This is a genomic window from Sphingomonas sp. DMC8 (genome assembly GCF_056314185.1).
Genome location: NZ_JBQUYV010000005.1, coordinates 314,073 through 340,057, shown reverse-complemented (window position 1 = coordinate 340,057; position 25,985 = coordinate 314,073). Strand labels below are relative to the sequence as shown.

The 25,985-nt window shown below is 67.4% G+C and carries 13 protein-coding genes; 11 read left to right on the top strand and 2 right to left on the bottom strand.

From position 1 onward, the window contains the following. The first annotated feature begins 55 nt into the window (after positions 1-55). From ACT53K_RS12670 to nagE, 4 genes are all read left to right on the top strand, one after another. On the top strand, positions 56-1,108 hold the full coding sequence (locus tag ACT53K_RS12670; RefSeq protein ID WP_476229023.1) for an SIS domain-containing protein: 1,053 nt from the start codon (positions 56-58) through the stop codon (positions 1,106-1,108). Then, positions 1,105-2,238 carry an N-acetylglucosamine-6-phosphate deacetylase gene (nagA, locus tag ACT53K_RS12665; RefSeq protein ID WP_476229022.1) on the top strand — a complete coding sequence of 378 codons (1,134 nt, stop codon included), beginning with the start codon at positions 1,105-1,107 and terminating at the stop codon, positions 2,236-2,238. Before ACT53K_RS12670 ends, nagA begins: the two co-directional genes overlap by 4 nt. A 129-nt stretch (positions 2,239-2,367) precedes the next feature. Then, positions 2,368-4,806, top strand: a complete 2,439-nt coding sequence (gene ptsP / locus ACT53K_RS12660) for a phosphoenolpyruvate--protein phosphotransferase (RefSeq protein ID WP_476229021.1) — start codon at positions 2,368-2,370, stop codon at positions 4,804-4,806. Further along, complete coding sequence (gene nagE / locus ACT53K_RS12655) at positions 4,803-6,515, top strand: N-acetylglucosamine-specific PTS transporter subunit IIBC (protein ID WP_476229020.1); 1,713 nt, start codon at positions 4,803-4,805, stop codon at positions 6,513-6,515. The genes ptsP and nagE overlap by 4 nt, the downstream gene beginning before the upstream one ends. A gap of 63 nt (positions 6,516-6,578) precedes the next feature. Here the strand turns inward: nagE and galA are convergent, their stop codons facing one another. Further along, entirely contained in the window at positions 6,579-9,473 is a 2,895-nt protein-coding gene (galA, locus tag ACT53K_RS12650; RefSeq protein ID WP_476229018.1) for a beta-galactosidase GalA, read from the bottom strand. Between the two features lie 58 nt (positions 9,474-9,531). Beyond that, positions 9,532-10,269, bottom strand: coding sequence for a GntR family transcriptional regulator (locus ACT53K_RS12645; protein ID WP_476229017.1), 738 nt, complete (start codon positions 10,267-10,269; stop codon positions 9,532-9,534). A gap of 222 nt (positions 10,270-10,491) precedes the next feature. Here ACT53K_RS12645 and ACT53K_RS12640 point away from each other — a divergent pair, with 222 nt between their 5' ends. The 7 genes from ACT53K_RS12640 (at position 10,492) to ACT53K_RS12610 (ending at position 25,941) form a co-directional block, all read left to right on the top strand. Then, positions 10,492-12,801 (top strand): beta-N-acetylhexosaminidase, encoded by a 2,310-nt coding sequence (locus ACT53K_RS12640; protein ID WP_476229016.1) that lies wholly within the window; start codon positions 10,492-10,494, stop codon positions 12,799-12,801. Between the two features lie 131 nt (positions 12,802-12,932). Beyond that, on the top strand, positions 12,933-15,512 hold the full coding sequence (locus tag ACT53K_RS12635) for a beta-mannosidase (RefSeq protein WP_476229014.1): 2,580 nt from the start codon (positions 12,933-12,935) through the stop codon (positions 15,510-15,512). Continuing rightward, positions 15,512-18,073, top strand: a complete 2,562-nt coding sequence (locus tag ACT53K_RS12630) for a glycoside hydrolase family 3 C-terminal domain-containing protein (protein ID WP_476229013.1) — start codon at positions 15,512-15,514, stop codon at positions 18,071-18,073. The genes ACT53K_RS12635 and ACT53K_RS12630 overlap by 1 nt, the downstream gene beginning before the upstream one ends. Further along, positions 18,070-19,497: a glycoside hydrolase family 125 protein gene (locus ACT53K_RS12625; RefSeq protein ID WP_476229012.1), complete on the top strand. Its 1,428-nt coding sequence runs from the start codon at positions 18,070-18,072 to the stop codon at positions 19,495-19,497. The genes ACT53K_RS12630 and ACT53K_RS12625 overlap by 4 nt, the downstream gene beginning before the upstream one ends. Beyond that, complete coding sequence (locus ACT53K_RS12620; RefSeq protein ID WP_476229011.1) at positions 19,494-21,818, top strand: GH92 family glycosyl hydrolase; 2,325 nt, start codon at positions 19,494-19,496, stop codon at positions 21,816-21,818. Before ACT53K_RS12625 ends, ACT53K_RS12620 begins: the two co-directional genes overlap by 4 nt. After that, positions 21,818-24,025: a hypothetical protein gene (locus tag ACT53K_RS12615; protein WP_476229010.1), complete on the top strand. Its 2,208-nt coding sequence runs from the start codon at positions 21,818-21,820 to the stop codon at positions 24,023-24,025. The genes ACT53K_RS12620 and ACT53K_RS12615 overlap by 1 nt, the downstream gene beginning before the upstream one ends. Further along, entirely contained in the window at positions 24,022-25,941 is a 1,920-nt protein-coding gene (locus tag ACT53K_RS12610; RefSeq protein WP_476229009.1) for an alpha-L-fucosidase, read from the top strand. The genes ACT53K_RS12615 and ACT53K_RS12610 overlap by 4 nt, the downstream gene beginning before the upstream one ends. The last annotated feature ends 44 nt before the right edge of the window (positions 25,942-25,985 follow it).

Sequence of the window (25,985 nt, the reverse complement as noted above, 5' to 3'; positions counted from 1 at the left end):
AATATGTAACTTATCGCTACCGGTGTATCAGCGCCGTATGGAGCGGAACTCGGGAATGATCGTGGAACAGGGCGAGCGTAAGGATGCGTCGGCAACGTTGATGCATCGCGAAGCGGCCGAAGCCGGCGCAGCGGTGCGCCGCCTGCTGGAGGCCAATGCCGATAGCTTCCACGCGCTGGGTGCGCGGCTCCGCGCTGCGCCGCCCGCACTTGTCGTCACCTGCGCACGCGGTTCGTCCGATCACGCCGCAACCTATGGCAAGTATCTGATCGAAACACTGGTGGGCCTGCCGGTCGCATCGGCGGCTCCGTCCGTGGCATCGGTATTCGCGGCGCCGGTCGCGGCGGAGCAAGCACTGTGCATCGCCATTTCGCAGAGCGGCCGCAGCCCCGACCTGCTGGCGACGGTCGAAGCGCACAAGCGCTCCGGTGCCTATGTCGTCGCGCTGGTCAATGACGAGACCTCGCCGCTCGCCGAACGCGCCGATTGCTGCATCGGCCTGAAGGCCGGGCCGGAAAAGTCGGTCGCCGCCACCAAATCCTATATCGCGTCGCTCGCCGGGCTGGCCGCGCTCGTAGCCGCCTGGACCGAGGATGCGGACCTGGCGGCGGCGCTCGCGCTGCTGCCCGAGCAGCTCGAAACCGCCGCCGCGCTCGACTGGAGCGTCGCAAAGGCAAAGCTGGTCGCAGCGACCAACCTGTTCGTGATCGGCCGCGGATACAGCTTCGCCGTCGCGCAGGAAGCCGCGCTCAAGTTCAAGGAAACCTGCGGCCTGCATGCCGAGGCATTCAGCGCGGCGGAAGTGCGCCACGGCCCGATGGCGATCGTCGGCGCCGGCTTTCCGGTGCTGGCCTTTGCCAGCTCCGATGATGCGGGCGACAGCGTGCGCAGCGCGGCAGCCGAATTTGCCGAACGCGGCGCGGCTGTGTGCCTGGCAGATGCCCGTGAGGCCGCGGCGTCGCAGCTCCCGACGATTGCAGCGCATCCCGCGATCGAGCCGATCCTGATGATCCAGAGCTTCTATCCGATGGTCAACGCGCTCTCGATCGCTCGTGGCAACGATCCCGACCAGCCGCTCTATCTGCGCAAGGTGACTGAGACACGATGAGCGCCTTCCGTTTCGTCAACGGCAATATCGTCACGCCGGAGGGCATCCTGCCCCAGGCGAGCATCACGGTCGCCCATGGCCGCATCGATAGCGTCGATGCCGGCGCCACCACGGGCGAGGTGGTCGATCTGGACGGTGGCTGGCTGGTACCCGGCTTTATCGACGTGCAGGTGAATGGCGGCGGCGGCGTGCTGTTCAACGACGCCACCACCGTCGAAGGTATCGCCGCCATCGGCGCTGCGCATGCACGGTTCGGCACCACGGGCTTCCTGCCGACGCTGATCAGCGACGTTCCGGAAGCGATCGCCCGTGCGCTCGACGCCGGCGATGCCGCGATCGAGGCAGGCGTTCCCGGCTGCATCGGCGTGCACATCGAAGGCCCGGTGATCAGCACCTCACGCAAGGGCATCCACGATCCGGCCAAGTTCCGTCGGCTGGACGAAGGTCTGATCGAACTGCTCACTCGCCCGCGTCGCGGCAAGGTGCTGCTGACGCTGGCGCCGGAAATGGTTTCGATCGAGGACATCCGCCGGCTCCATGCCGCAGGCGTGCTGCTCAGCATCGGCCATAGCGATGCCGATTACGCGACCGCTGCTGCGGCCTTTGCTGCCGGGATGACCGGGGTCACCCATTTGTTCAACGCCATGTCGCCGCTGCTGCACCGTGCCCCCGGCGTGGTGGGCGCGGCGCTGGACGACCAGAGCGTCTATTGCGGCCTGATCGCCGATGGCTTCCACGTCCATGACGCGGTGTTGCGCATTGCGCTCCGGGCGCGGCGACATGACCGATTCTTGCTGGTGACGGACGCGATGCCCTGCGTCGGTGCCGACGTGACCGAGTTCGACCTGCACGGCCAGCATATCCGCGTCGAAGACGGCCGCTGCCTGGGCGTGGACGGTACGCTGGCCGGGTCAGCGCTGGACATGACGGGGGCGTTCCGCAATGCCGTCACCCGGCTGGGCCTGTCGCACGGCGATGCCGCGGCGATGGCCGCTACCAACCCGGCCGCCTTTCTGGGCCTGTCGCACGAGCGTGGCGCGCTGACGCCGGGCTTGCATGCCGACTGGGTACAGCTAACCACGGATCTGCAGCCGGCTGGCTGCTGGATTGCCGGCACCCCCTACCCCTGATCACGGAGACCCGCTCTGAGCACGACAGCGCCGCCTTTCAGGACTGACGACGACACTGCCGGGGCCGGGATCGAGATCGCCGCACCGCTAAAGGGCTGGCTGCTACCGATCGAGGCAGTACCGGACCCCGTGTTTGCGCAGCGGATGCTGGGCGACGGTGTTGCGATCGACCCGGTCGAAGGATGCCTCTACGCCCCCTGCGCCGGCGAAGTTGCCGCGTTGCAGCCGACCGGCCACGCCATCACGCTGCGGGCGGCCGATGGCGTGGAAATTCTGATGCATATCGGCATCGACACGGTCGTCCTGCGCGGCGCCGGTTTCGAGCCCTGTGTGCAGATCGGCGATCAGGTCGAAACCGGTGCGCCGCTGATCCGCTTCGATCTGGACGCGGTGGTGCGCGGTGCGCCTTCGGTCGCGACGCCGGTATTGCTGCTCACCGGCCCCGGCCGGCGCATCTGCGATGTCGCCCCCACCGGTCCGGTCGCAGCGGGCGCGCCGATCTTCCGCATCGTGTCGGACACTGACGCCGCCGATCAGAATGCCGCCGCCTCGGCCGAAGGCGGCGCGACCGTGCGGCGCCTGGTCCAGGTGCAGCTTGCCCATGGTCTGCATGCCCGCCCCGCTGCCCGACTGGGTGCAGCGATCAAGCTGCTCCAGGCCGATGTGCGCATTCTGAAGGGCGACCGCTCGGCATCCGTGCGTAGCCCGGTCGGCGTGATGACGCTGGGGGCCGTTTTCGGCGACACGATCGAACTGGAAGGCCGGGGTGCCGACGCAGCCAAGGCCATCGAGCGCCTGGCCGCCCTGATCGAAAGCGGCATGGACGAAAAGGCCGACGCGCAGCCCGCCGCCAGCCCGCGAACCGCGCCGGCCGCGCAGGTCTCCGACGAGCCCGGTCTGCTCCATGGCGTGTGCGCCGCGGCAGGTCTCGCGCTGGGCAAGGCGCGCCACTATCGCCTTCCGGAGATTTCCTTCGATCCGCTGGGCCGCGGCGAAACGGTCGAACAGGCGCGGCTCGATCATGGGCTGACGCAGGTGGTCGCGGCGATCGAAGCCGAGCTGCCGCACGCCGCAGGGCCGCACCGCGCCATTCTGGACGCCCACCGCGCCATGCTGGACGATCCCGAATTGCGGGCAGAAGCGCTGCAAGAAATCGCGCATGGTGCCAGCGCCGCGCGCGCCTGGTGCAACACCCTGCGCCCGCGCGCCGCGATGCTGCGCGCCAGCGGCGATGCGCATATGGCCGAGCGCGCGGACGACATGGCCGATCTCGAACGCCGGGTCATCGCGGCGATCGAGGGCGTGGTCGATATCCCGCCCAGCTTCCCGCCCGATACGATCCTCATCGCCGACGATCTGTTTCCGTCGCAGGTGATGGCGCTGGACACCGCCACGGTCCGCGGCTTCTGCACCGCCCGTGGCGGCCCGACCAGCCATGTCGCGATCCTCGCCGGCAGCCTGGGCATCCCCGCACTGGTTGCGATGGGACCGGCGCTGCGCAATATCGCCGAAGAGGAAGCGCTGATTCTCGACGCCACCGCCGGCACGCTGCGCGTGGCTCCTTCCGAGGCGCAGCGTGACGAGGCGCAGGCGCGCGTTACCGCGCGTGCAGCGGCGCTGGCGGCGGCACAGGCTGCGGCAGGCGCACTGTGCCACATGGCCGATGGCACGCGGATCGAAGTCTTTACCAATTGCGGCTCCGCTACCGATGCCGAACGCGGCGTCGCCAACGGTGCGGAAGGCTGCGGCCTGTTGCGCACCGAATTCCTGTTCCTGGAGCGCGAGACGGCGCCGGATGTCGAAGAACAGACCGCCGCCTATCAGGCGGTGGCGGATGCTTTGCAGGGCAAGCCGCTGATCATCCGCCTGCTCGATATCGGCGGTGACAAACCGGCGCCCTATCTGCCGATTGCGGCTGAAGAGAATCCGGCGCTGGGCCTGCGCGGCATCCGCGTCGGCTTTGCCCATCCGCAGTTGCTGGAAGACCAGATCCGCGCGATTCTGGGCGTGCGTCCGCTGGGCCAGGCCCGGATCATGATCCCGATGGTCGCGAGCATAGACGAACTGCGCCGCGTGCGCGCGATCGTAGAGCGGATTGCAGGCGAACTCGGCATCACCGAGCCGACGGCGCTGGGCATCATGGTGGAAACCCCAGCGGCGGCGGCAACCGCCGACCTGCTGGCCGCCGAAGCCGATTTCCTGTCGATCGGCACCAATGACCTCACGCAATATGCGCTGGCCATGGACCGCGGCAATCCGGCCGTAGCCCCGGCGATCGACGGGTTGCACCCTGCCGTGCTGCGCCTGATCGCGCAGACCTGCGAAGGCGGCGCGATGCAAGGTCGCTGGACCGGCGTATGCGGCGGTCTCGCTTCCGATCCGCTGGCGGTGCCGATCCTGATTGGTCTGGGCGTGACCGAGCTGTCCGCCACGGCAGCGATGGTGCCCGAGGTCAAGGCGCTGGTCGCCGGCCTGACGATGGAGCGTGCCCGCGCCCACGCCCGCGCTGCGCTCGCCTGCCCCACTGCCGCCGATGTTCGCCGCCTTGCCCGGGAATTCAACGCATGAAGTCGATCCTCGAGACGCTCCAGCCGCTGGGCCGCGCCCTGATGCTGCCGATCGCGGTGCTGCCGGTTGCCGGCCTGTTGCTGCGACTAGGCCAGCCGGACATGCTCAACATCGGCTTCGTCAGTGCGGCCGGCGATGCGCTGTTCTCGCATCTGGGCCTGCTTTTCGCGATCGGCGTGGCGACCGGCTATGCCAAGGACGGCAACGGCGCCGCCGCGCTGGCGGGCATCGTCTGCTTCCTCGTTTCGACCGAGGCGGGCAAGTCGCTGCTGGCGGTGCCGGCAGATGTTGGCGCGGGCCTGGCCAAAGATCCCGCCGCGCTGGCGGTGGCGGCGTGGAAGGCCAAGGCGCTCGGCCGGTTAGACGTGCCGATCGGGATCGCCTCGGGCCTGATCGGCGGTCATTTCTACAATCGGTTTTCAACAATCAAGCTACCGGAATATCTGGCCTTTTTCGGTGGCCGTCGGTTCGTGCCGATCATCAGCGGCGTGGCCGGTCTGGTCTTTGCCGTGATCGTCGGACTGGGCTTTCCGCATATCAGTGCGGGCGTCGATGGCCTGAGCCACGGCATTGCCGGTGCGGGGAGCTTCGGCCTGTTCGCGTTCGGCGTTCTCAACCGCGTGCTGCTGGTCACCGGCCTGCACCACATCCTCAACAACGTCTTCTGGTTCGTGCAGGGCGATTATAACGGCGCGACGGGCGACCTGCGCCGTTTCTTTGCGGGCGATCCTACGGCGGGCGCGTTCATGGCCGGCTTCTTCCCGGTAATGATGTTCGGCCTGCCCGCTGCTTGCCTCGCCATTTATCGCGCGGCACTGCCCGAACGGCGCAAGGCCGTGGGCGGGCTTCTGCTCAGCCTGGCGCTCACCTCGCTGCTGACCGGCGTGACCGAGCCGATCGAATACAGCTTCATGTTCCTCGCGCCGATCCTCTACGCCGTCCATGCCGTGCTGACCGGCGTGGCCATGGTGGTGATGGACCTGCTGGGCGTGAAGCTGGGTTTCGGCTTCTCGGCCGGCCTGTTCGACTATGTCTTGAACTTCGGCAAGGCGACCAAGCCGCTGCTGCTGGTGCCCGTGGGGCTTGTCTATTTCGCGCTCTATTACGGCATCTTTTCCTGGGCGATCCGCCGGTTCGACCTGAAGACGCCGGGCCGCGAAGCAGAGACGGTCGCGGCGGCGCCCGCCGAAGCCGGTGCGCCTGCCAGCCGCGGCGAAGCCTTTGTCCGTGCGCTCGGCGGCAGCGCCAATCTGGTCGAGATCGGCGCCTGCACCACGCGGCTGCGGCTGATCGTCGCGGATCAGGGCGCCGTCGACGATGCGGCGCTGAAAAGCCTGGGCACGCACGGCATCCTGCGCCCGTCCGAGCGGGCGCTGCAGGTCGTGCTGGGGCCGATTGCCGATGTGGTGGCGGTTGAAATCCGCGACGCATCGGCCAAGGGCGGCGCGGCGCCTTCCGCCGTGGCAGAAGGGCCCGCCGCCAAGGCCGCGGTCGCACTTGCGCCGGCGCTGGTCACGGCGCTGGGTGGCGAGGCCAATGTGGTCGGCAGCAGCCTGCACGACGGCCGCCTGCGTGTGGAAGTCGCCGATGCGACGAAGCTGCGTGAGGCGGCACTCGCAGGCCTGTCTCTCCGCACCCTCGCCCGCCCCGCGCCGACCGTGCTCCACCTGCTCGGCGATGCCGCGCAACTGGCTGCGCTGAAGGGCTGACGAAACAAGCGACCCGCCCGCTCCCATTGGGGAGCGGGCGGGTTGCGCGCCTTTAGGCCAACCTCACCGCTCGGTGACAGTCACCTTGCCGAGCAGCCCCGACGGCGAACCTGCCGGCGCCTCCACCAGCAGCGCGATGGTGCGCTGCACTTCGCCCGGCGCGAGCTGCACGCGCAGCGGCCCTGCGGCCATCTCTGCCTTTTCTGCCAGCTTCTTGCCGTCCACCCACAGTTCGGCGCGACCGCCGATGCTGGTGAAGGTCAGCGTGCCGCCATTGGCAGCGATCCGCTTCCAAAGCGTGACGCGCGTATTGTAGATGCGCCAGCCCGGCTGCGGTTCGGCCGGCGTCGGGACGGCGGAGCGCAGAAACGCCCAGCTGTTATTGTCCGGCACCTGCGCCGGATCGGGCCGCTCCGCCGTCAGGCCCGAGCGGCGCCAGTCGCCCAGCTTCATTTCGGGCGCGGTGATCCCCACCTGCGGCCGCGGCGCGATGGCGGCGCGGTCGATCGTCAGCGTCGCCGGCTTCAGCCCGTCGGCAGTCGCGCGCACGACGATGCGCCCACGGCCGGTACCCGACTGGATGATGATCTGCGCCAGCCCGTTGAACAGCGAGCGGGCATTGCCCTTTTCCGGCTCGTGGCAATTGGGATCGCCATTGCCGATGCCGAGGATGCTCGCGCCATCGACCGTGAAATGGGTCATCAGATTGGCGGTCGGCACATGCCGCCCCAGCGCATCGACCGCATCGATGGTAATCGGCTGGCAATCCTCGTCATCGCCCGCCATCACCGTGCGCGCCGGGGTCAGTCGCAGCGCCACCGGCGCGCCGACGGTTTCGTGGACCATCCGCGCGACGACTTCGCTGCCGCGCATCGCCAGCGCCTCCAGCCGGCCGGGCTTGTACGGCACCTGCCATTCATTGCCCATGATCCGGTCGACCTTCAGGGTGCCGATTTCCTTGCCGTTGAGCTTCAGCACCACCGTTTCGGCGTTGGAGGCGACGAACACCTTGATATTCTCGCCCTCGCGACCCGGCCAGGTCCAGTGCGGCGCCAGCCACACTACCGGCTTGTCGTCGATCCAGTGTGCGCTGTGGATGCCGAACGCGGTCTTGGGGAAGCCGCACAGATCCATGATGCCGAAGAAGCTGGCGATGGTCGGCCATTCGTGCGGCGTCGGCTCGCCATGATAATCGAAGCCAGTCCATACGAAGCCGCCCGCGATAAAGGGCCGATCGGCGATATATTTCCACGCCTTGCGGTGCGTGTTGCCCCAGCCTGCCGCCTCGTCGTCATAGGAAGTGATGACATGCTTTGCCGGATCGCTGGTAAAGGCGCCGCGCGTTTCGAACGCGCTGGTGTCTTCAGAGCTGGTGCTGGGCCGCCCGGGGTTCTGGGCGTGCCACTTGTCATATTCGCCCTGATAATAGTTGAACCCCATTACATCGACGACCTGCGATACATTGGCGGGGTTGTAGAACGACCCGTTCATTGCCGAGGTGACCGGCCGGCTTTCATCCAGGCGGCGCACCGCTGCTTCCATGCGGCGCACCATCTCCACGCCCGCCGCCGTGCCCTGCATCGGCTCCTCGTTGAACACCGACCATAGGATCACGCTGGGGTGGTTGCGGTCGCGCCGCACCATCCATTCGAGCTGGGCGAGATAATCGGGCGCCGGGTTGAAGTGGCGGTTCTCGTCCATGATCAGGAAGCCGAGCCGGTCGGCCCAGTCGAGCAGTTCGGGCGTCGGCGCATTGTGCGACATGCGGATCGCGTTGCAGCCCATCGCCTTCAGCCGCTGGAGCCGCCACGCGATCAGCCCGTCCGGCATCGCCGTGCCGACGCCGGCATGGTCCTGATGGATACACACGCCCTTCAGCTTGATCGGCTGATCGTTGAGGAACAGCCCCTTGTCGGCATCGAACCGGATCGTGCGGAAACCGATGGCGATGCGCCGTTCATCGACTGCCTGCCCGTTGCGGATCACGCGGGTGCGGACGGTGTAGAGATGCGGCGTTTCCACCGACCAGAGCCGCGGCGTCCCCGCCTCCAGCCGAAGTACGGCGTCGACGGGGTTGAGCACCGCCGCCGTCACCGGCACCGTCGCTGCCGCAACGCGCCGTCCGTCGCTATCGAGCAGTTCGGCCTCCACCGTGACTGCCACCGGTGCGCGCTCGATATTGTTGAGCGTCACCGTCACCGGCACATGCCAGCCGCCACCGGGGCTCTGGCGCGGATCGCAATGCACGCCGTCGTCGACGATCGCCACCGGCGCACGGCGCACCAGCCAGGCATGGCGGTACATGCCGGCGCCTTCGTACCACCAGCCTTCCAGCGCATCGGCATCGACGCGGATCGCGATCACGTTCTCTTCGTCGCCGTACCGGGCGAAGGGGGTCAGATCGACATAGATGCTGGCATAGCCCGACCAGCTATGCGCGACGACGCTGCCGTTCACCCACACCGTAGCGTTGGTGGCGATGCCGTCGAAATGCAGCCCGATCGTCTTGCCGCGATCGGCCTCGTCCAGCGTCAGCCGGCGGCGGTACCAGCCGATGCCGCGCGGACGATAGCCCTGGGCGATATTGGCGGTCTGGACATAAGGCTGGAACGATGCCCAGTCATGCGGCAGGCGCACTTCGGACCATTCGCTGTCGTCGAAATTGCGCCCCGCAGCGCCCCGGGCATTGCCAGCCTTCACGCTGTCATAGGTGTCCTCGATCGGCGGCATCGGCACGTCGCCGTCATGGAAGCGCCAGCCGCGTTCGAGCAGCGTGCGCGACGGATCGCTTTCCGGCAGGCGCGGCAACAGGCTGGTCTGCGGCGCAGGCATCGGGAAGAAGCTCTCGCCGTCATTGGCAGCGGCCGGGGCGGCCGATGCAGCAAAGGCGCGCGGCGCGCCCATGCCCGCAACCACGCCCAGCCCTGCGCTGGCGAGCAGCATCTGGCGACGATCCATCTTCATTCTCCAAAATTGATGCCGCCCGCCTGGGGCAGCGGGAAGGATTGGCGCGCGTTCAGGCGTCGCTCAGTTCGGCCACGAAGTCATAGGCGTCGCCGCGATAATAGGACCGGGTGACTTCCGCAGGGCGGCCGTCGCGCAGGAAGGCGCGGCGCTCGATCAGCAGGCCTGCATGGCCCGGGTCGACGCCGAGCATCTTCGCATGTTCGCCCAGAAACGGCACCGCGCGCAGCCGCTGGAGTGCGCGCACCGGGCGATGGCCGGCAGCCTCCAGCGCGGCATAGAGCGAGTCGCCCACGGCATCGACCGAGGGCAGGCAATAGCCGGCGATGGTCGAGAATTCGAGCGCCATCGGCTCATCATCGGCGAAGCGGATGCGCGAGAAGCGGAGCACCGCAGCCCCCGGCGACAGGCCCAGCGCCATCGCTTCCTCCGGCGTTACCTGGCCCGGCGCGCGCGAAATCCAGCTGCTGCTGGCAGTGCGGCCGCGCGCTGCCATATCCTCGCTGAACGACGACAGTTTGGAAAAGCTCTTCTCGACGCGCTCGGCAACGAAGGTGCCGGCGCCGCGGCGGCGGGTGAGCAGACCTTCCTCAACGAGTCCGCCTATCGCCTTGCGCACGGTGATGCGCGACACATCATATTCGATCGCCAGATCGCGCTCGGGCGGGATCGCCTCGCCTTGATGCAGAATGTTGCCGCTGATTGCGTCACGAATGAGCTGCTGCAGCTGGAGATAGAGCGGTGACGGGTTTCCTTCGCGGAACCGGCCGATCTGATCCGAAAAACCCATCAGACTTCCCCCCTGCGCACCCTTGCGGCATGAGCCGAGGGCATACTTTGGTACGATAATACGAACAGGCCAGGCAGCGCAGGTCAAGAGCCTTTCGCAATCGATTTTTAGCGCTACCAAAGCGGCTATTGTCGGATAGGACATAGATTGGTTACACCCTGCGGGATGGTCGGCGTCGACCGGCCGCAATGGATTAGGAGTGATGGCATGGGGCACGGGTTGATGCGCGGCAGGCATTTGGGCTGGGTAGCACTGCTGCTTGCGTCGGCAGCACACGGCCAGACGGCGCCGCTGCCCCTTACGCCGCTGCCGGCGAACGTCACCCTCGCCAAAGGGAACTTCACGGTCGCAGCAGGCACCGCCATTGCGGTTCCCGCCAATGACAAGGGCGCCCTGGCCGCCGCGAACATTCTGACGGCGCATGTGAAGACCGAACGCGGCCTCGCTCTCGGCGCGATCGGCGACAGCGGCGCGATCCGGTTCGAGCGGGACTCGGCCATTGCCGGCGACGAGGCCTATCACCTGACGATCGACCGCAAGGGCGTGCGCATCACCGCATCGGGGGATCGCGGCCTGCTCTATGGCGCCATGACGCTCGCCCAGCTGATCAGCGCCGATGCGGCGTTCGGCAAACCGGCGCGGCTGCCGATGCTCGCGATCCAGGACGCCCCCCGCTTCGGCTGGCGCGGGCTGATGGTCGATGTCGCGCGGCATTTCCAGCCGATCGAATCGGTGTACGCGATCGTCGACCAGATGGTGTCGGTGAAGCTCAACACGCTGCACCTCCACCTGACCGACGACCAGGGATGGCGCTTCGAGGTTAAACGCTATCCGCGCCTGACCGAAATCGGCGCATGGCGCACCCCGCCTTCGACCGGTGGCGAGCCGGGGCCGAAGGTGGGCGGTTTCTATACGCAGGAACAGCTCAAGGCGCTGGTCGCCTATGCCGCCGAGCGCGGCGTGACGATCGTGCCGGAAATCGATCTGCCCGGCCATGCGCAGGCACTGGTCGCCGCCTATCCCGAATTCGGCGTGTTCGGCGACAAGCCGGTGGTGTCGCACGACTGGGGCGTGAACCCCTATCTGCTCAATCCGGGCCCGACCGGGGTGCGGTTCGTCAAGGAAGTGCTCGACGAGCTGATCGCGGTGTTCCCGGGTACCTATGTCCATCTGGGCGGTGACGAGGCGATCAAGGACCAGTGGCAGCGCTCGCCGCAGGTGCAGGCGCAGATCAAGGCGCTGGGGCTGAAAGACGAGAACCAGTTGCAAAGCTGGTTGATCGAACAGTTCGGCACCTATCTGGAAAGCAAGGGTCGCCGCCTGATCGGCTGGGACGAGATTCTGGAGGGCGGCCTGCCCGCCTCTGCCTCGGTCATGTCGTGGCGCGGCGAGAAGGGCGCGGTCGATGCCGCCAACCAGGGGCATGACGTCGTGCTATCCCCCGCCCCCACCCTGTATCTAGACAGTCTGCAGAGCGACCGCAGCGACGAACCGCCGGGCCGCCTGTCGATCCAGACGCTGGCCGACGTGTACAAATACGAGCCGATGCCGGCCGGTATCGACACGGAAAAGGCCAAGCATGTGCTCGGCGCGCAGGCCAATGCCTGGAGCGAGTATATCGTCACGCCCTATCAGCTGCAGCATCTGATGTTCCCGCGTGCCGCAGCGCTGGCCGAGATCACCTGGTCCGCGAAGGACAAGCGCGATTTCAACAGCTTCGCCGCCCGCGTCCAGCCGCAGATCGCGCGCTGGCGCCGCTCGGGGCTGGAGGTTGCCGACAGTGCCTTCGCAGTCAATTTCCGCCTGCAGGGCAGCCGCGGCGATGCGCTGCGCAGCAACCGGGTGCAGCTCGCGCTCGATACCCAGGCCGGCTATGGCACGATCCGCTACACGCTCGACGGATCGGCGCCGGTGGCCAAGTCGCCTGGCTATGCTGCGCCGCTGACGCTGCGCCCGGGCGAGACTGTCCGCGCCGCCGCGTTCGATGCGTCGGGCCACCCGATCGCCGAAGCGCGCGGGTTCGACACCAGCCGCAGCGCGCTGCTGCTGCGCACCAACTCGGAGATGGTTGCCTGCCCCAAGGGCGCGCTGGGCCTGCGCGTGCCGCTTTCGTCCGAAGCGACGGCGAACGCCCCGGCGTTCAACGTCAACATCTTCGATACCTGCACCGCTTACCCCGCCGCGCCGCTCGACATCGCAACCGGCTTTACCGTCGACGTCGCCCGGCTGCCGCGCCATTACGGGCTGGCCCATGAAGCAAAGGCGCTGCGCGCCCATTATGCCGTGACCAGCTTCGGCGAGCTGGTTGTCACCGCCCGGTGCATTGCCGCCGACAAGGACCCGGCGGTCAAGCCGATCGTCGTCGCCACCTTCCCGTTGCCCGATCCGGAAACTGCGCCGCAGCAATTCCGCTTCTCGGCCAAGCTGCCGAAGCTGGAGGGCGATACGGACCTGTGCTTCGAGTTCACCTCGCCGCTGTCGGACCCGTTCTACACGGTGGAGAAGGTCGCGCTGCGCGAGGGGGGCAAGTGATGCGGTGGACAGGTGCGTTCCCCTCCCGCTTGCGGGAGGGGTTAGGGGAGGGGCTGACCCGATTCAGCGCTTCTTCACCATCGTTCCCTCCCCCGACCCCTCCCGCAAGCGGGAGGGGAGCGAATATTCGGATGGCATTCCTCGCCCTCCCCCTCCTCGCCCTCGCCACACCGGCACTGGCCGATCCGCGCGAGACGATTTCCCTCGACGGAGCGTGGGAAGTGCGGATCGACCCGAGCGATGCCGAAGCCGCCCGGGCGCACCCCCGGGAAAGCATCTGGTTCCGCGCCACCGTGCCCGGCAGCGTGCAGCAGGATCTGATCGCCGCCGGGGGCGTGCCCGATCCGTACAAGGGCATCAACGAAGCGCCGGTCCAATGGGCCGGGCTGACCCGCTGGCAGTTCCGCCGGACCATCGATGTCACGCCGGCCATGCTGAAGCGCGACCATCTCGACCTGGTGTTCGACGGGCTCGATACCTTCGCGACCGTCACGCTGAACGGCAAGGAACTGCTCAAGACCGACAACGCCCATCGCCGCTGGCGCGTGGATGCGAAGCAGGCGCTGTTCGCGGGCCGCAATGAGCTGGTCGTGACCATCGCTTCGCCGATCAAGACACTCCAGCCGATGGTGCTGGCCGCAGCCAACCCGCTGCCGGGCGAATATGATTCCGCGTTCGGCGACGAGCCCAAGGGCAAGCAGACCTCGCCCTATATCCGCAAGCCGAAATACCAATATGGCTGGGACTGGGCGCCGCGGCTGGTGAATATCGGCCTGTGGCGGCCGGTGAAGCTGGAGGCGTGGGATGACGCCCGCATCGACGGATTCCGGATCGACCAGGAAGCGATCAATGCTGCTGAGGCGCGGCTGGTGGCGCGGTGGAAACTGGTTGCAGACCGCGACACCCGTGCGACGCTGCGCACCCGCATCACTGGCCCGGACGGGAAGACCGTAGAGGTCAGCCGAACCGTCGCGCTCGCCGCCGGGGAGAATGCAGTCAGCCTGCCACTCAGCATCGCCGATCCGCAGCGCTGGTGGCCGGTCGGCTATGGCGCGCAGCCGCTCTACCGCGTCGAGGCAGTGCTGGAGGAAAAGGGCACCGCCAGCGACCGCATCGACCAGCGGATCGGCCTGCGCACGGTCGAGCTGATGACCCAAGGCGGCGGCTTCGGCTTCCGCATCAACGGCGTGCCGGTCTTCGCCAAGGGCGCGAACCTGATCCCGTTCGACATGTTCCCCGCCCGCGTCAGCAATGCGCGGATGCGCAGCATCCTGACCGACGCGCGCAACGCCAACATGAACATGATCCGCGTGTGGGGCGGCGGCTATTATCTCGACGACGCCTTCTATGCCATGGCCGACGAAATGGGCCTGATGGTGTGGCAGGACTTCATGTTCGGCGGATCGGTGACGCCGCCCGACCCGTCCTATCGCGACAATGTCCGCATCGAAGCGGAGCAGCAGGTCGCGCGGCTCCAGCCCCACCCGTCGATCGTCGGCTGGAACGGCGGCAACGAAGTGCTGTCCGGCTGGGAGAATTGGGGCGACCGCAAGGCGTTCAAAAAGGCAGTAGGCGCCGACGAGCAGGAACGGATCGGCACCGGCATGGCGGTGCTGTTCGACCGCACGTTGCGCGACGCGGTGCTGCAGGAAGCGCCCGGCACCACCTACTGGTCCGGATCGCCGTCGACCGACTATCGCGGTCCGGTCGATACCGATGCCGCCGGCGACAGGCATTTCTGGGATGTCTGGTCGGGCTCCAAGCCGGTCGAAAACTATCTTGCGAGCTGCCCGCGCTTCATGTCCGAATTCGGTTTCCAGGCGATGCCGAACCTGTCGACCATCCGCGGCTTTGCCGGCGACGGGGCGCTGACGATCGACAGCCCGGTGCTGAAGGCGCACCAGAAGTTCCTGGCCGGTGAAGGCAATAGCCGACTCCAGCTCTATCTCGACCAGCGGCTGCGCAAGCCGGCCGACTTTGCCGACCTCGTCTATCTTACCCAGGTCAACCAGATGCAGGCGATCGGCATGGCCGCGCGCCACCACCGCGCCTGCCAGCCGGTGACGATGGGATCGCTGTTCTGGCAGATCAACGATGTCTGGCCGGGCATTTCCTGGGCCAGCGTCGATTATGACGGCCAGTGGAAGCTGCTCCAGTACGAGGCCGCGCGATTCTTTGCGCCGCAGATCATCGTGGCCGAACACAAGGACGCCGCGACCCGCCTTGTCGCCGTATCGGATGCTACCAGGCCTGTCGCTGCGGAATGGCGGGTGCATGGCTTCACCATGGACGGCAAGCCGCTCGGCGCGCGTGACCAGAAGGCGGAGCTGTCGCCGGGTGCGCGCGAACTGGCGCTTATTCCGGACGCCGAGCTGTTCCGCGACGCGGCGCCGGTCGCCAGCTATGCGGTGGCGGAGCTGTGGGTCGACGGCAAGCCGGTCTCGCGCCAGATTGTCGAACGCGCGCTGCCGAAGGACATGGCCTATCCGGCACCGCGCCTTTCGGTTCGCTGGCAGGGCAAGGCAGTGACCGTGACGGCGGGCACCCTGGCCCGCGCCGTCATGCTCGATTTCGGAAAAATCGCCGCGCATCCGGACGATAACGGCTTCGACCTGTTGCCGGGCGAAAGCCGGACGATCACTATCACTGCCGAGGCAAGCGCGTCTGCGCTGGCCCGCGCCCTTACGCTTCGCACGCTTGGACCCCGCTGATGCCCTTGCTTCCCCTGCTCCTCCTCGTCGGCGATCCCGACCCGGTCATGGCCGCCATCGCGAAGATGACGATCGAGGAAAAGGCCGCCCAGTTGCAAAGCACTGCGCCGGCCAATGCCAAAATCGGCCTGCCCGCCTATGACTGGTGGAACGAGGGGCTGCACGGCCTCGCCCGTGACGGCCATGCCACCGTGTTCCCGCAGGCGATCGGGCTGGCGGCAACCTGGGATGTCGATCTGCTCCATCAGGTCGGCGACACCGTGGCGACCGAGGCGCGGGCGAAGTTCAACGCCCGGCCGGTGAATGCCGATCGCAAAATCTATGAAGGGCTGACGATCTGGTCGCCCAACATCAATATCTTCCGCGATCCGCGCTGGGGCCGGGGCCAGGAAACCTATGGCGAAGACCCCTATCTGACCGGCCATCTCGCGATCGGCTTCATCACCGGGCTGCAGGGGCCGGACCCGGCGCACCCCAAGGTGATCGCCACGCCGAAGCATTTCGCCGTGCACAGTGGGCCGGAGGCCGGGCGCGACGGCTTCGATGTCGATCCCAGCCCGCAGGATCTGGAATCGACCTACACCCCCGCCTTCCGCCTCGCCATTACCGAGGGCAAGGCGCAGTCGCTGATGTGCGCCTATAATTCGATCCACGGCACCCCGGCCTGCGCGACCGGCGGGTTGCTCAACGACCGGTTGCGGCGCGACTGGGGCTTTAACGGCTTCACCGTGTCCGATTGCGATGCGGTGGCGAACATCCACCTGTTCCACCATTATCGCCTCGACGCAGCCGAAGCCTCGGCCGCCGCGATCAAGGGCGGCATGGACCTTAATTGCGGGACCAGCTTTGCCGCGCTGCCCGAAGCAGTGAAGCGCGGGCTGGTCAGCGAGGCCGAAGTCGATGTGGCGCTGAAGCGGGCGCTGGAGGCGCGCCGCGCGCTGGGCATCGCCTTTGGTGCGGCCAATCCCTGGGGCAAGATCAAGCCAGGCGAGCTTGCCACCCCGGCACGCCGCGCGCTGGCGCTGGAGGCAGCGCGCAAGGCAATCGTGCTGCTCAAGAACGATGCCGACCGCCTGCCGCTGAAACCCGGCAGCCGCATCGCGGTGATCGGCGCCAATGCCGATGATCTGGGCGTGCTCGAGGGCAATTACCACGGCACCGCCCGCGATCCCGTGACGCCGCTCGACGGCATTCGCCGCCAGTTCGGCGCGGACAAGGTCCGCTATGCGCAGGGTTCGCTGCTCGCGGAAGGCGCCGCCGTGGTCGTGCCCGAAACGGCTTTCCGCGCTGACGGCAAGCCGGGCCTGAAGGCGGAATATTTCGCCAGCCCAACCGTCACCGGCACCCCCGTCGCCACCCGGCAGGACCGGCGCATCGATTTCAACTATACTCGCGCCGCGCCATTGCCGGGGTTGAACCCCACCGGCTTTGCAGTGCGCTGGACCGGCGCGTTCGTGCCGCCCGCCGCGGGCGACTATGCCCTGTCGGTCGACATTCCCGCCTGCTGGAAGGATTGCACCACGCACGACGCGGTGCGGCTGTGGATCGACGGCAAGCTGGTTCATGAGGGGCCGCTCGACAAGCCGCGCGTCACCGTGCCGGTCGCCAGCGATGGCCGTCCGGTGCCGTTCCGTATGGAAATCGACCATGGCAGTGAGGATTTCGGCGTTCGCCTGATGTGGCAGGCGCCGGACGAGGCGCTGCGCGATCAGGCGCTGGCGGCGGCGAACGATGCGGACGTGATCGTCGCCGTGATGGGCCTTTCGCCCGATCTGGAAGGCGAGGCGCTGCACGTCTCCGTCCCCGGCTTCGTCGGCGGCGACCGCACCGACATCGCCCTGCCCCGCCCGCAGCAGGAATTGCTGAAGGCACTGCGCAAGACCGGCAAGCCGGTGGTGCTGGTGCTGACGAGCGGCAGCGCCGTGTCGGTCGATCCCGATTTGGCCGACGCAATTCTGGAGGCCTGGTATCCGGGCGAGGAAGGCGGTACCGCGATCGCCGAGACGCTGGCTGGGCTGAACAACCCGTCGGGCCGTCTGCCTGTCACCTTCTACAAGTCGGTCGACGATCTGCCCGCCTTTGTCGATTACGGGATGAAGGAGCGGACCTATCGCTTCTTCACCGGCTCGCCGCTGTGGGGCTTTGGCCACGGCCTCAGCTATACGCGGTTCGGCTATGCCGGGGCGGCCGCGCGGCCGGGTGCCATCGGCCAGCCGGTGCAGGTGACCGCCACGCTCACCAATGCCGGAACGCGCCCCGGAGACGAAGTGGCGCAGGTCTATGTCCTCCCGCCCGATAGCGGCAAGGAAGCCGGGCTGACCGCGCCGGTGCTCCAGCGCCAGCTCGCCGGGTTCACGCGCGTGACGCTGCAACCGGGCAAGTCCGCCACCCTGTCCTTCACGCTCGATCCGCGCAGCATCAGCAGCGTCGCGCGCGACGGCACGCGGCGGGTGCTGCCCGGGGCGTATCGCGTCTGGGTCGGCGGCGGCCAGCCCGGCGACGGGCCGGGCCAATGGGCCGAATTCACGCTGACCGGCAATGCCCAGGAGCTGCCAAAATGATCGACCGTCGCAGCCTGATCGGCACCGGGCTGGCGCTGGCCGCTACGCCCGCCTGCGCCCGGCATGTGCCCGAATTCGTCAGCAAGCGCCCTGCCCCGGGCCACCGCCGGTTTGTCAGCAAGGCCGTGGAGCAGGAAATCGCCCGCGTCGCGCGGATGATCGCCGACCCCAAGCTGCGCTGGATGTTCGAGAATTGCTATCCGAACACCCTCGATACCACCGTGAAGATGGGACGGCCCGGCGGGCGCCCCGATGCCTTCGTCATTACCGGCGACATCGATGCGATGTGGCTGCGCGACAGTTCGGCGCAGGTGCGGCCCTATCTGCACCTGGCGAAGGACGATCCTGCGCTGCGGGCCCTCTATCGCGGGCTGATCGCGCGGCAGGCGCGCTGCATCCTGATCGACCCCTATGCCAATGCCTTCATGGAGAACCCGTCCGCCCGCACCAATCTGGGCTGGGCGCAGAAGGACATGACCGACATGAAGCCCGGCGTGGCCGAGCGGAAATGGGAAATCGATTCGCTGTGCAACCCGGTGCGGCTCGCCCATGATTATTGGCAGGCCACCGGCGACACTGCGCCGTTCGACGCCGAATGGGCGCAAGCGGCCCGGGCGATCGTCCGTACCTTCCGCGAACAGCAGCGCAAGACCGGCCCCGGTCCCTATAGCTTCCAGCGCGAATCGAACCGGCCGACCGAAACGCTGATGCTCGACGGCTATGGCGCGCCCACCCGGCCGGTGGGGCTGATCCATTCGGGCTTCCGCCCGTCCGACGACGCCTGCACCTATCCTTTCCTGATCCCTGCCAACTATTTCGCCGTGACGGCGCTGCGCGAACTCGCCCTGCTCGCAGACAAGGTTCGCGGCGATGCTGCGCTTGCCGCCGATGCGAGCGCGCTGGCCGATGAAGTGGCGGCGGCACTGCGCGACTATGGCACGATGCGGCTGCGCGACGGGCGCGAAGTGATTGCCTATGAAGTCGACGGCTTCGGCAACGCGCTCTTCATGGACGATGCCAATGTGCCGTCGCTTTCGAGCCTCGCCTATCTCCGCTGCGTTCCGCACGACGACCCCTTGTGGCGCCGCACGGCCGACGCGGCGTGGAGCGAGGCCAATCCCTATTGGTCGCGGGGGCGTGCGATAGAAGGCATTGGCGGGCCGCATGTCGGGCTGCGACAAGTTTGGCCGATGTCGCTGATTATCCGCGCCTTTTCGAACGAAACCGATGTGCGACTGCTTCGCAATACACTGCAAACGCTTAGCAATAGCGATGCTGGCGCCGGCTTCATCCATGAGGCGGTCGATCAGGACGATCCCACCAAATTCACCCGTAGCTGGTTCGCCTGGGCCAACGGCCTGTTCGGTGAGCTGATCGTCCATCTCGCCCGGGTCCAGCCCCAAATCCTGCAGGAGCCATTATGAACCTGTCGCGCCGCCATCTTCTCGCCACCAGCGCGATCGGCTTCGCCGTCGCCGCACTGCCGCGCACCGCACGCGCGCAGGCGCCCGCACGCACCGCACCCAATCTGTTCATCGGCACCGGTGGCACCGGCCATACCTATCCGGGCGCGAGCCTGCCGTTCGGCATGGTGCAGCTCAGCCCCGATACCGGCGTGGAGCGCTGGGAAACCTGTTCGGGCTATTACAATACCGACGGGTCGATCCTGGGCTTTTCGCACACCCATCTGTCCGGCACCGGCATCGGCGACATGCTCGATCTGCTGGTCGCGCCAGGGCGCGGCCCTGTGATGCTCCAGCCCGGCACCCGCGAAAAGCCCGAAACCGGCTATCGCCAGCGCTATCACGACGAACGCGCCGAGCCCGGATACTACCGCGTCGCGCTGGAAAATGGCGTGGCAGCCGAACTGACCGTTACCGAACGCACCGGCTGGCACCGCTACAGCTTCCCCGCCGGGGCAGGGCATCTGCTGCTCGACCTGTCGCATCTGGTGCTCGACAGCTCGGATGAACCGCCGCTGATTGCCGATGCAAAGATCTCGCTGGAGGCCGATGGGACGATCACTGGCCAACGTCAGGTTTTCCGCTGGGCTAAGGGGCGGCATTTCTTCTTTGCGCTCCAGCTTTCGCGCCAGCCCGACCGCATCACGCTCTATGGCGATGACGATGCCGCGCAACCGGCCGGCAGCCGCAACGTCACCGGACGCCGGCTGAAGGCGGTGCTGCACTATGATGATGCCGGTGCGGCACCGATTGCGATCCGCTGCGGCATTTCCGCCGTCGATGCCGCAGGCGCGCGCCGCAATCTGGCGGCAGAGGCTTCGCACTGGGATTTCGACCGCACCCGTCGCGAGGCCGCCGCAAGCTGGCGGCCGGCGCTCGATGCGGTGCGGGTCGAAGGCGGTACGGCCGACCAGCGGACCATCTTGGCCACGTCGCTCTACCATGCGCAGCTCGCGCCGACGCTCTTCTCGGATGTCGACGGCCGCTATGTCGGCCTCGACGGTGCGGTGCACACCGTGCCGAAGGGCGGCGCCGCGCATAGCACCTGGTCGCTATGGGACACGTACCGCGCGCTGCACCCGCTGCTCGCGCTGGTCGCGCCCGATCGTGCGAAGCTGTTGATCGACGATCTGATCCGCCAGACGGCGCAATCACCCTATGGCCCTCTGGTCTGGCCGCTGCAGGGCAAGGAGACCGGCACGATGATCGGCTGGCACGGCGTCGTGCCGCTGGCCGAGGCGCAGGCCAAGGGCATCAAGGCGGACTATGCCGCGGCCTGGCCGGCAATCCGCCGCCGCAGCTTCGACTTCACGGCGCCGGACCTCGACAACAGCAAGGGCCGCGATCTCTACGACAAGATGGGCTATGTCCCCGCCGACAAATGGTGGGAAAGCGTCAGCCGCACCCAGGAATATGCCTATGACGACTGGGCATCCTCCCATCTCGCCGCCGCAATCGGCGAGACGGCCGATGCGGCACGGCTGCGCAAGCGCTCGGGCAACTGGCGCAACGTGATCGACGGCAGCATCGGCTTTGCGCGCCCGCGCTTCGCCGATGGCAGCTGGTGGACGCCCTATGACCCGATCCAGCTCGGCCACATGCCCAAGCCGTGGTGGCGCGACTATACCGAGGCGAATGGCTGGCAGGCGACCTTCCTCAACCAGCATGACGTCCACGGCCTGATCGCGCATATGGGCGGCGACGCGAAGTTCGAGGCGCAGCTCGACGCGCTGTTCAACGCGCCCTCCACCCTGCCCGCCAATGCGCCGCCGGACATTTCGGGGCTGGTCGGCCAATATGCGCACGGCAACGAGCCCGACCAGCATGTCGCCTATCTCTACGCCTATTGCGGCGCGCACTGGAAGACGCAGGCGATGGTGCGGCGACTGTGCGTTGAGATGTACAAGAATGATCCCGACGGCATCATCGGCAATGATGACTGCGGGCAGATGAGCGCCTGGTACATTTTCTCGGCACTGGGCTTCTATCCGGTCGATCCGGTTTCGGCCGCCTATGTGTTCGGTTCGCCGCTGTTCGAACGCGCCGAACTGACCGTGGGCGCAGGCAGGAAGCTGGTGATCGAAGCGCCGGGCAACCGCGCTGACACGCCCTATATCGCCGCCGTCCACTGGAACGGGCGCCCCTGGACGAAGAGCTGGATCGCCCATGCCGATCTGGTGCAGGGCGGCACGCTGCGCTTCACCATGTCGGACAAGCCCAACCACGACTTCGGCCGGGCCCAGGCAGACCGTCCACCGTCAGCCCGGTCGCCACAGGGCTGATGCCGCTTCCCGTCGCGTTACTGCTGGCCGCCGCGGCGCCATGCGTGGCGGCGGGCCATGGCGGCGAAGTCGCAGCCGATCTGCTGCGGGCGCGGCTGGAGGAGCGGCACGCCCCCTGCGCGCGGGTGTTGCTGGCGCCGCTCGGTGCTGTCGAAGCCGCGCTGCCGAACGCACGGCGCGCGGCCTGGCGGAAGGTCGCGCCGCGCACCGTCGCGCGGGAAGGCTTTGCCGTGCGCCGCGTCGGCGACACGCTGGTGATCACCGCGCGGGGCACGCGGGGCCTGGTCTATGGCGCGGGCTGGTATCTGCGCACCGGCGCGCGCCCGCTCGCCTATGCCAGCGCCCCCGACCGGGCGGTCCGGATGACCCAGATCGGCTACCGCGCCAAGAACAACAGCTATGATGCCTGGACGCTGGCGATGTTCCGCCGGCGGATCGAGGATTTCGCGCTGTGGGGCGCCAGCGGCGTGCAAGTGATCGCCCCGGTTTCCGACGACGCCGATACCAGCCCGCTCTTTCCCACCCCGCCCATCGAGACGCTGCGCGGCATCGGCGAGATTGCGCATCGGCTGGGCATCGATTTCGCGCTCTATTACCCAAATCTGCGTGACTATACGACGCAACCCGAACGCGACGGGGAAGTCGCCGGGTTTCGCGCGCTGATCGCCCAGCTACCGCAAATCGACGCACTGTACGTCCCCGGTGGCGATCCGGGCCATGCCGCGCCTGCCAATCTGTTCCCGCTGGTGGCGAAGGAAGCGGCAGCGCTGCGGGAGCGCAATGCGGCCGCCAGTGTCTGGGTGTCCACCCAGGGGTTCGACGCGGCGGGGCTGCGCGCCTTCTACGCCCAGCTCGCCCTGCGCCCGCGCTGGCTGACCGGCATCTTCGCCGGCCCGCAGACCCGCGACCCGGTGGCCGAACAGCGCCGCTACCTGCCGCCCGGCTATCAGTTGCTGCTCTACCCCGACATCGCCCATACCATGCACGCGCATGCGCCGGTCGATCGCTGGAGCCCGGCCTTTGCGCTGACCGAAGGCCGCGAGCCGATCAACCCGCGCCCGCTGGCGATGCACGATTTGTTCGCGCACCTCGCGCCCGGCACCAGCGGCTTCGTCACTTATTCCGAAGGCGTGAATGACGATGTGAACCAGTTCCTCTGGTTCCGCATGGGCTGGGACCGTGGCGTGACGCCGCAGGCGTTTGCCGCGGAATATGCCCGCGCCTTCATTGGCGACGCCAAAGCAGCGGCGGCAATCTTCGCGCTCGAGCGCAACTGGGTTGGCGATCCGGCCGCCAACCCGACGATCGACGCAACGCTGGCGCTGGTCGACCGCCTGAAGCCCGCACCCTGGGCAGATTGGCGTGTCGATGCGCTACGCTACCGTGCAGTCTACGACGCGATTGTCCGCTACAGGCTGATCGCCGCCCGCGCCCGCCAGACAGCGGCGCTCGCCGCGCCCGACGCCGCGACGGCCCGCGCCCGGCTTGCCGAGACGGACCCCGCGCCCGTGCTTGCCCTGCGGGCCCGCCTGTTCGCCCTGGCCGAACGGCTATGGCAAGGCGCGAGGCTGCAACTGAGCGTGACGCTGTACGGCGCCTCCAACGTTGAACGCGGTGCCAATCTCGACCGCGTCGATGTCGACCTCAATGATCGCGTCTGGATCGAGCGCCAGCTTGCCAGCCACATCCCCGCCGAACTCGCTGACCATGCCCGCGCCGGCGAAGGCGCGCTGTACGACGATCTGGGCGATCCGTGGAACGAACCGCATCTGGTGCGTGGCAGCAGCGCCGCCGCTGATCCGCTCCGCTTCCACGGCGCAGTCGACGGCATCGCCGATCGCACGCCGAATGACGGCTGGCGCATGGCGTGGATCAGCTATGCCGAGAGCCTGTATGATGCGCCGCTGCGACTCCATTACACTGGCCTCGACCGCAAGCGCCGCTATCGGCTGATCGCCACCTATGCCGGCGAGGACTATTGGCTACCGATGCGCCTGGTCGCCAATGGCAGCATCGAAATTCACCCGCCGCTCGACCGCAAGACCAACCCGATGACGGTCGAATTCCACATTCCCCATGCCGCCACGCGCGGCGGCACACTCGATCTCGCCTGGACACGCCCCGCCGGCATGGGCGGCAGCGGCCGTGGCCATCAGGTCGCCGAGACCTGGCTGATTCCCGAACCCCTCCCCGGAGAACGCAAATGACCAACCTATCCCGCCGCGCGCTGGTTGCCGCCGGCCTTGCTACCCCCGCGCTCGCCCACGCGGCAAACAGCGCCGCCCGCACGCCCGCCCCCAAGCCGTTCGGCGCGACGCCTTCGCCGCGCCAGTGGAAATGGCATCAGCGCGAGCAATATGCCTTCATCCACTTTTCGATGAACACCTTCACCGACAAGGAATGGGGCTATGGCGACGAAGATCCCAAGACCTTCAACCCCACAGACTTCAACGCCGACCAGATCGTCGCGGCGGCCAAGGCGGGCGGGCTCAAGGGGCTGATCCTGGTCTGCAAGCATCATGACGGCTTCTGCCTGTGGCCGACCCTGCTTACCGAGCATTGCATCCGCAACAGCCCCTACAAGAACGGCAAGGGCGACATCGTCCGCGAAATGTCGGAGGCCTGTGCCCGCGCCGGCCTTCCCTTCGGCGTGTATCTCTCGCCCTGGGACCGCAACCATCCTGAATATGGGCGCCCCGCCTATATCACCTATTACCGTGCGCAGTTGACCGAGCTCTGCACGCGCTATGGCAAGTTGTTCGAGGTTTGGTTCGACGGCGCCAATGGCGGCGACGGGTATTATGGTGGCGCGCGCGAGACGCGGAAGATCGACGCCCCGGCCTATTACAACTGGCCGTCGATCGTCGCGCTGGTCCACCGGCTCCAGCCCGATGCCTGCACCTTCGATCCGCTCGGCGCCGATATTCGCTGGGTCGGCAACGAGGACGGCGTGGCCGGCGATCCGTGCTGGCCGACCATGCCCAACCATCCGTACGTGCAGAGCGAAGGCAATTCGGGCGTGCGCGGCGGCGCACTCTGGTGGCCGGCGGAAACCGACGTCTCGATCCGGCCCGGCTGGTTTTATCATGCCGATGAGGATTCGCGGGTGAAGAGCCCCGAACGGCTGATCCAGCTCTATGACCAGTCAGTCGGGCGTGGGACCAATCTGAACCTCAACCTGCCGCCTGACCGGCGCGGCCGCATCGCAGACCAGGACGTGAAGATCCTGAAGAGCTTCGGCGACGCCATTCGCGCCACCTTCGCGCAGGATCTTGCCAAGGGCGCGGTTGCCCATGCCAGCGCGGTGCGTGGCCCCGGATTCGAGGCAGCGCGCGTCCTCGACGGCAATCGCGAAACCTATTGGGCGACGCCCGATGCCGTCACCACGCCTACCCTCACGCTGGAACTTAAGCCCGGCACGCGCTTCGACGTGATCCGCCTGCGCGAATATCTGCCGCTCGGCGTGCGCGTAACGCGCTTTGCAATCGATGCGGAGATAGACGGCGTGTGGCAGCAGCTCGGCGAGCATCAGTGCATCTCTGCGCAGCGCGTCGTTCGCCTGCCGGCGCCGATCGCACCGCGCCGCGTACGGCTGCGGATTCTCGAGGCACCGGCCTGCCCGGCAATCAGCGAGTTTTCGCTGTTTCAATCGGTGACGCCGGTGTCCGTGCCGCCGATCGTTTCGTCTGACCCGACCGTCCTCGACACGCGCGGCTGGAAAATCCTATCCGCTACCGCTGCGGGCGCCGAGGTGCTGATCGACCGCGACGCAGGCACGATCTGGACCGCCCCGGCGCCGCAAACCGGGCAGCCGGTCGAAGTGGTGATCGACATGGGCTCTACGGTGCCGCTCGCCGGCTTCAGCCTGACCCCGTCGCGCCATGTCATGACGGATGCCGCCCCGCCGCATGGCTATCAGGTCGACACGAGCGTGGACGGGACCAATTGGTATCCAGCCGGCGAAGGGGAATTCTCCAATATCGCCTATGCCCTGTCGACGCAGCGCATCGGCTTCGCCCAGCCGCGGTCGGCGCGCTATATGCGGCTGCACTTCGCAGCAGTAGCGGTGCCGATGCCGAAGCTGGCGATTGCGGAAATCGGCGGCTTCACTGCCCCTCGCTAAACGCGAAACGAAAATTCCCATTAGTTTTCAAACCCCTCCGGCCC

Excerpts from the sequence above, each read along its gene's own strand:
- ACT53K_RS12670 (WP_476229023.1), top strand. The coding sequence starts at position 56 with ATGATCGTGGAACAGGGCGAGCGTAAGGATGCGTCGGCAACGTTGATG.
- nagA (WP_476229022.1), top strand. The coding sequence starts at position 1,105 with ATGAGCGCCTTCCGTTTCGTCAACGGCAATATCGTCACGCCGGAGGGC.
- nagE (WP_476229020.1), top strand. The coding sequence starts at position 4,803 with ATGAAGTCGATCCTCGAGACGCTCCAGCCGCTGGGCCGCGCCCTGATG.
- galA (WP_476229018.1), bottom strand. The coding sequence starts at position 9,473 with ATGGATCGTCGCCAGATGCTGCTCGCCAGCGCAGGGCTGGGCGTGGTT.
- ACT53K_RS12645 (WP_476229017.1), bottom strand. The coding sequence starts at position 10,269 with ATGGGTTTTTCGGATCAGATCGGCCGGTTCCGCGAAGGAAACCCGTCA.
- ACT53K_RS12640 (WP_476229016.1), top strand. The coding sequence starts at position 10,492 with ATGCGCGGCAGGCATTTGGGCTGGGTAGCACTGCTGCTTGCGTCGGCA.
- ACT53K_RS12635 (WP_476229014.1), top strand. The coding sequence starts at position 12,933 with ATGGCATTCCTCGCCCTCCCCCTCCTCGCCCTCGCCACACCGGCACTG.
- ACT53K_RS12630 (WP_476229013.1), top strand. The coding sequence starts at position 15,512 with ATGCCCTTGCTTCCCCTGCTCCTCCTCGTCGGCGATCCCGACCCGGTC.
- ACT53K_RS12625 (WP_476229012.1), top strand. The coding sequence starts at position 18,070 with ATGATCGACCGTCGCAGCCTGATCGGCACCGGGCTGGCGCTGGCCGCT.
- ACT53K_RS12620 (WP_476229011.1), top strand. The coding sequence starts at position 19,494 with ATGAACCTGTCGCGCCGCCATCTTCTCGCCACCAGCGCGATCGGCTTC.
- ACT53K_RS12615 (WP_476229010.1), top strand. The coding sequence starts at position 21,818 with ATGCCGCTTCCCGTCGCGTTACTGCTGGCCGCCGCGGCGCCATGCGTG.
- ACT53K_RS12610 (WP_476229009.1), top strand. The coding sequence starts at position 24,022 with ATGACCAACCTATCCCGCCGCGCGCTGGTTGCCGCCGGCCTTGCTACC.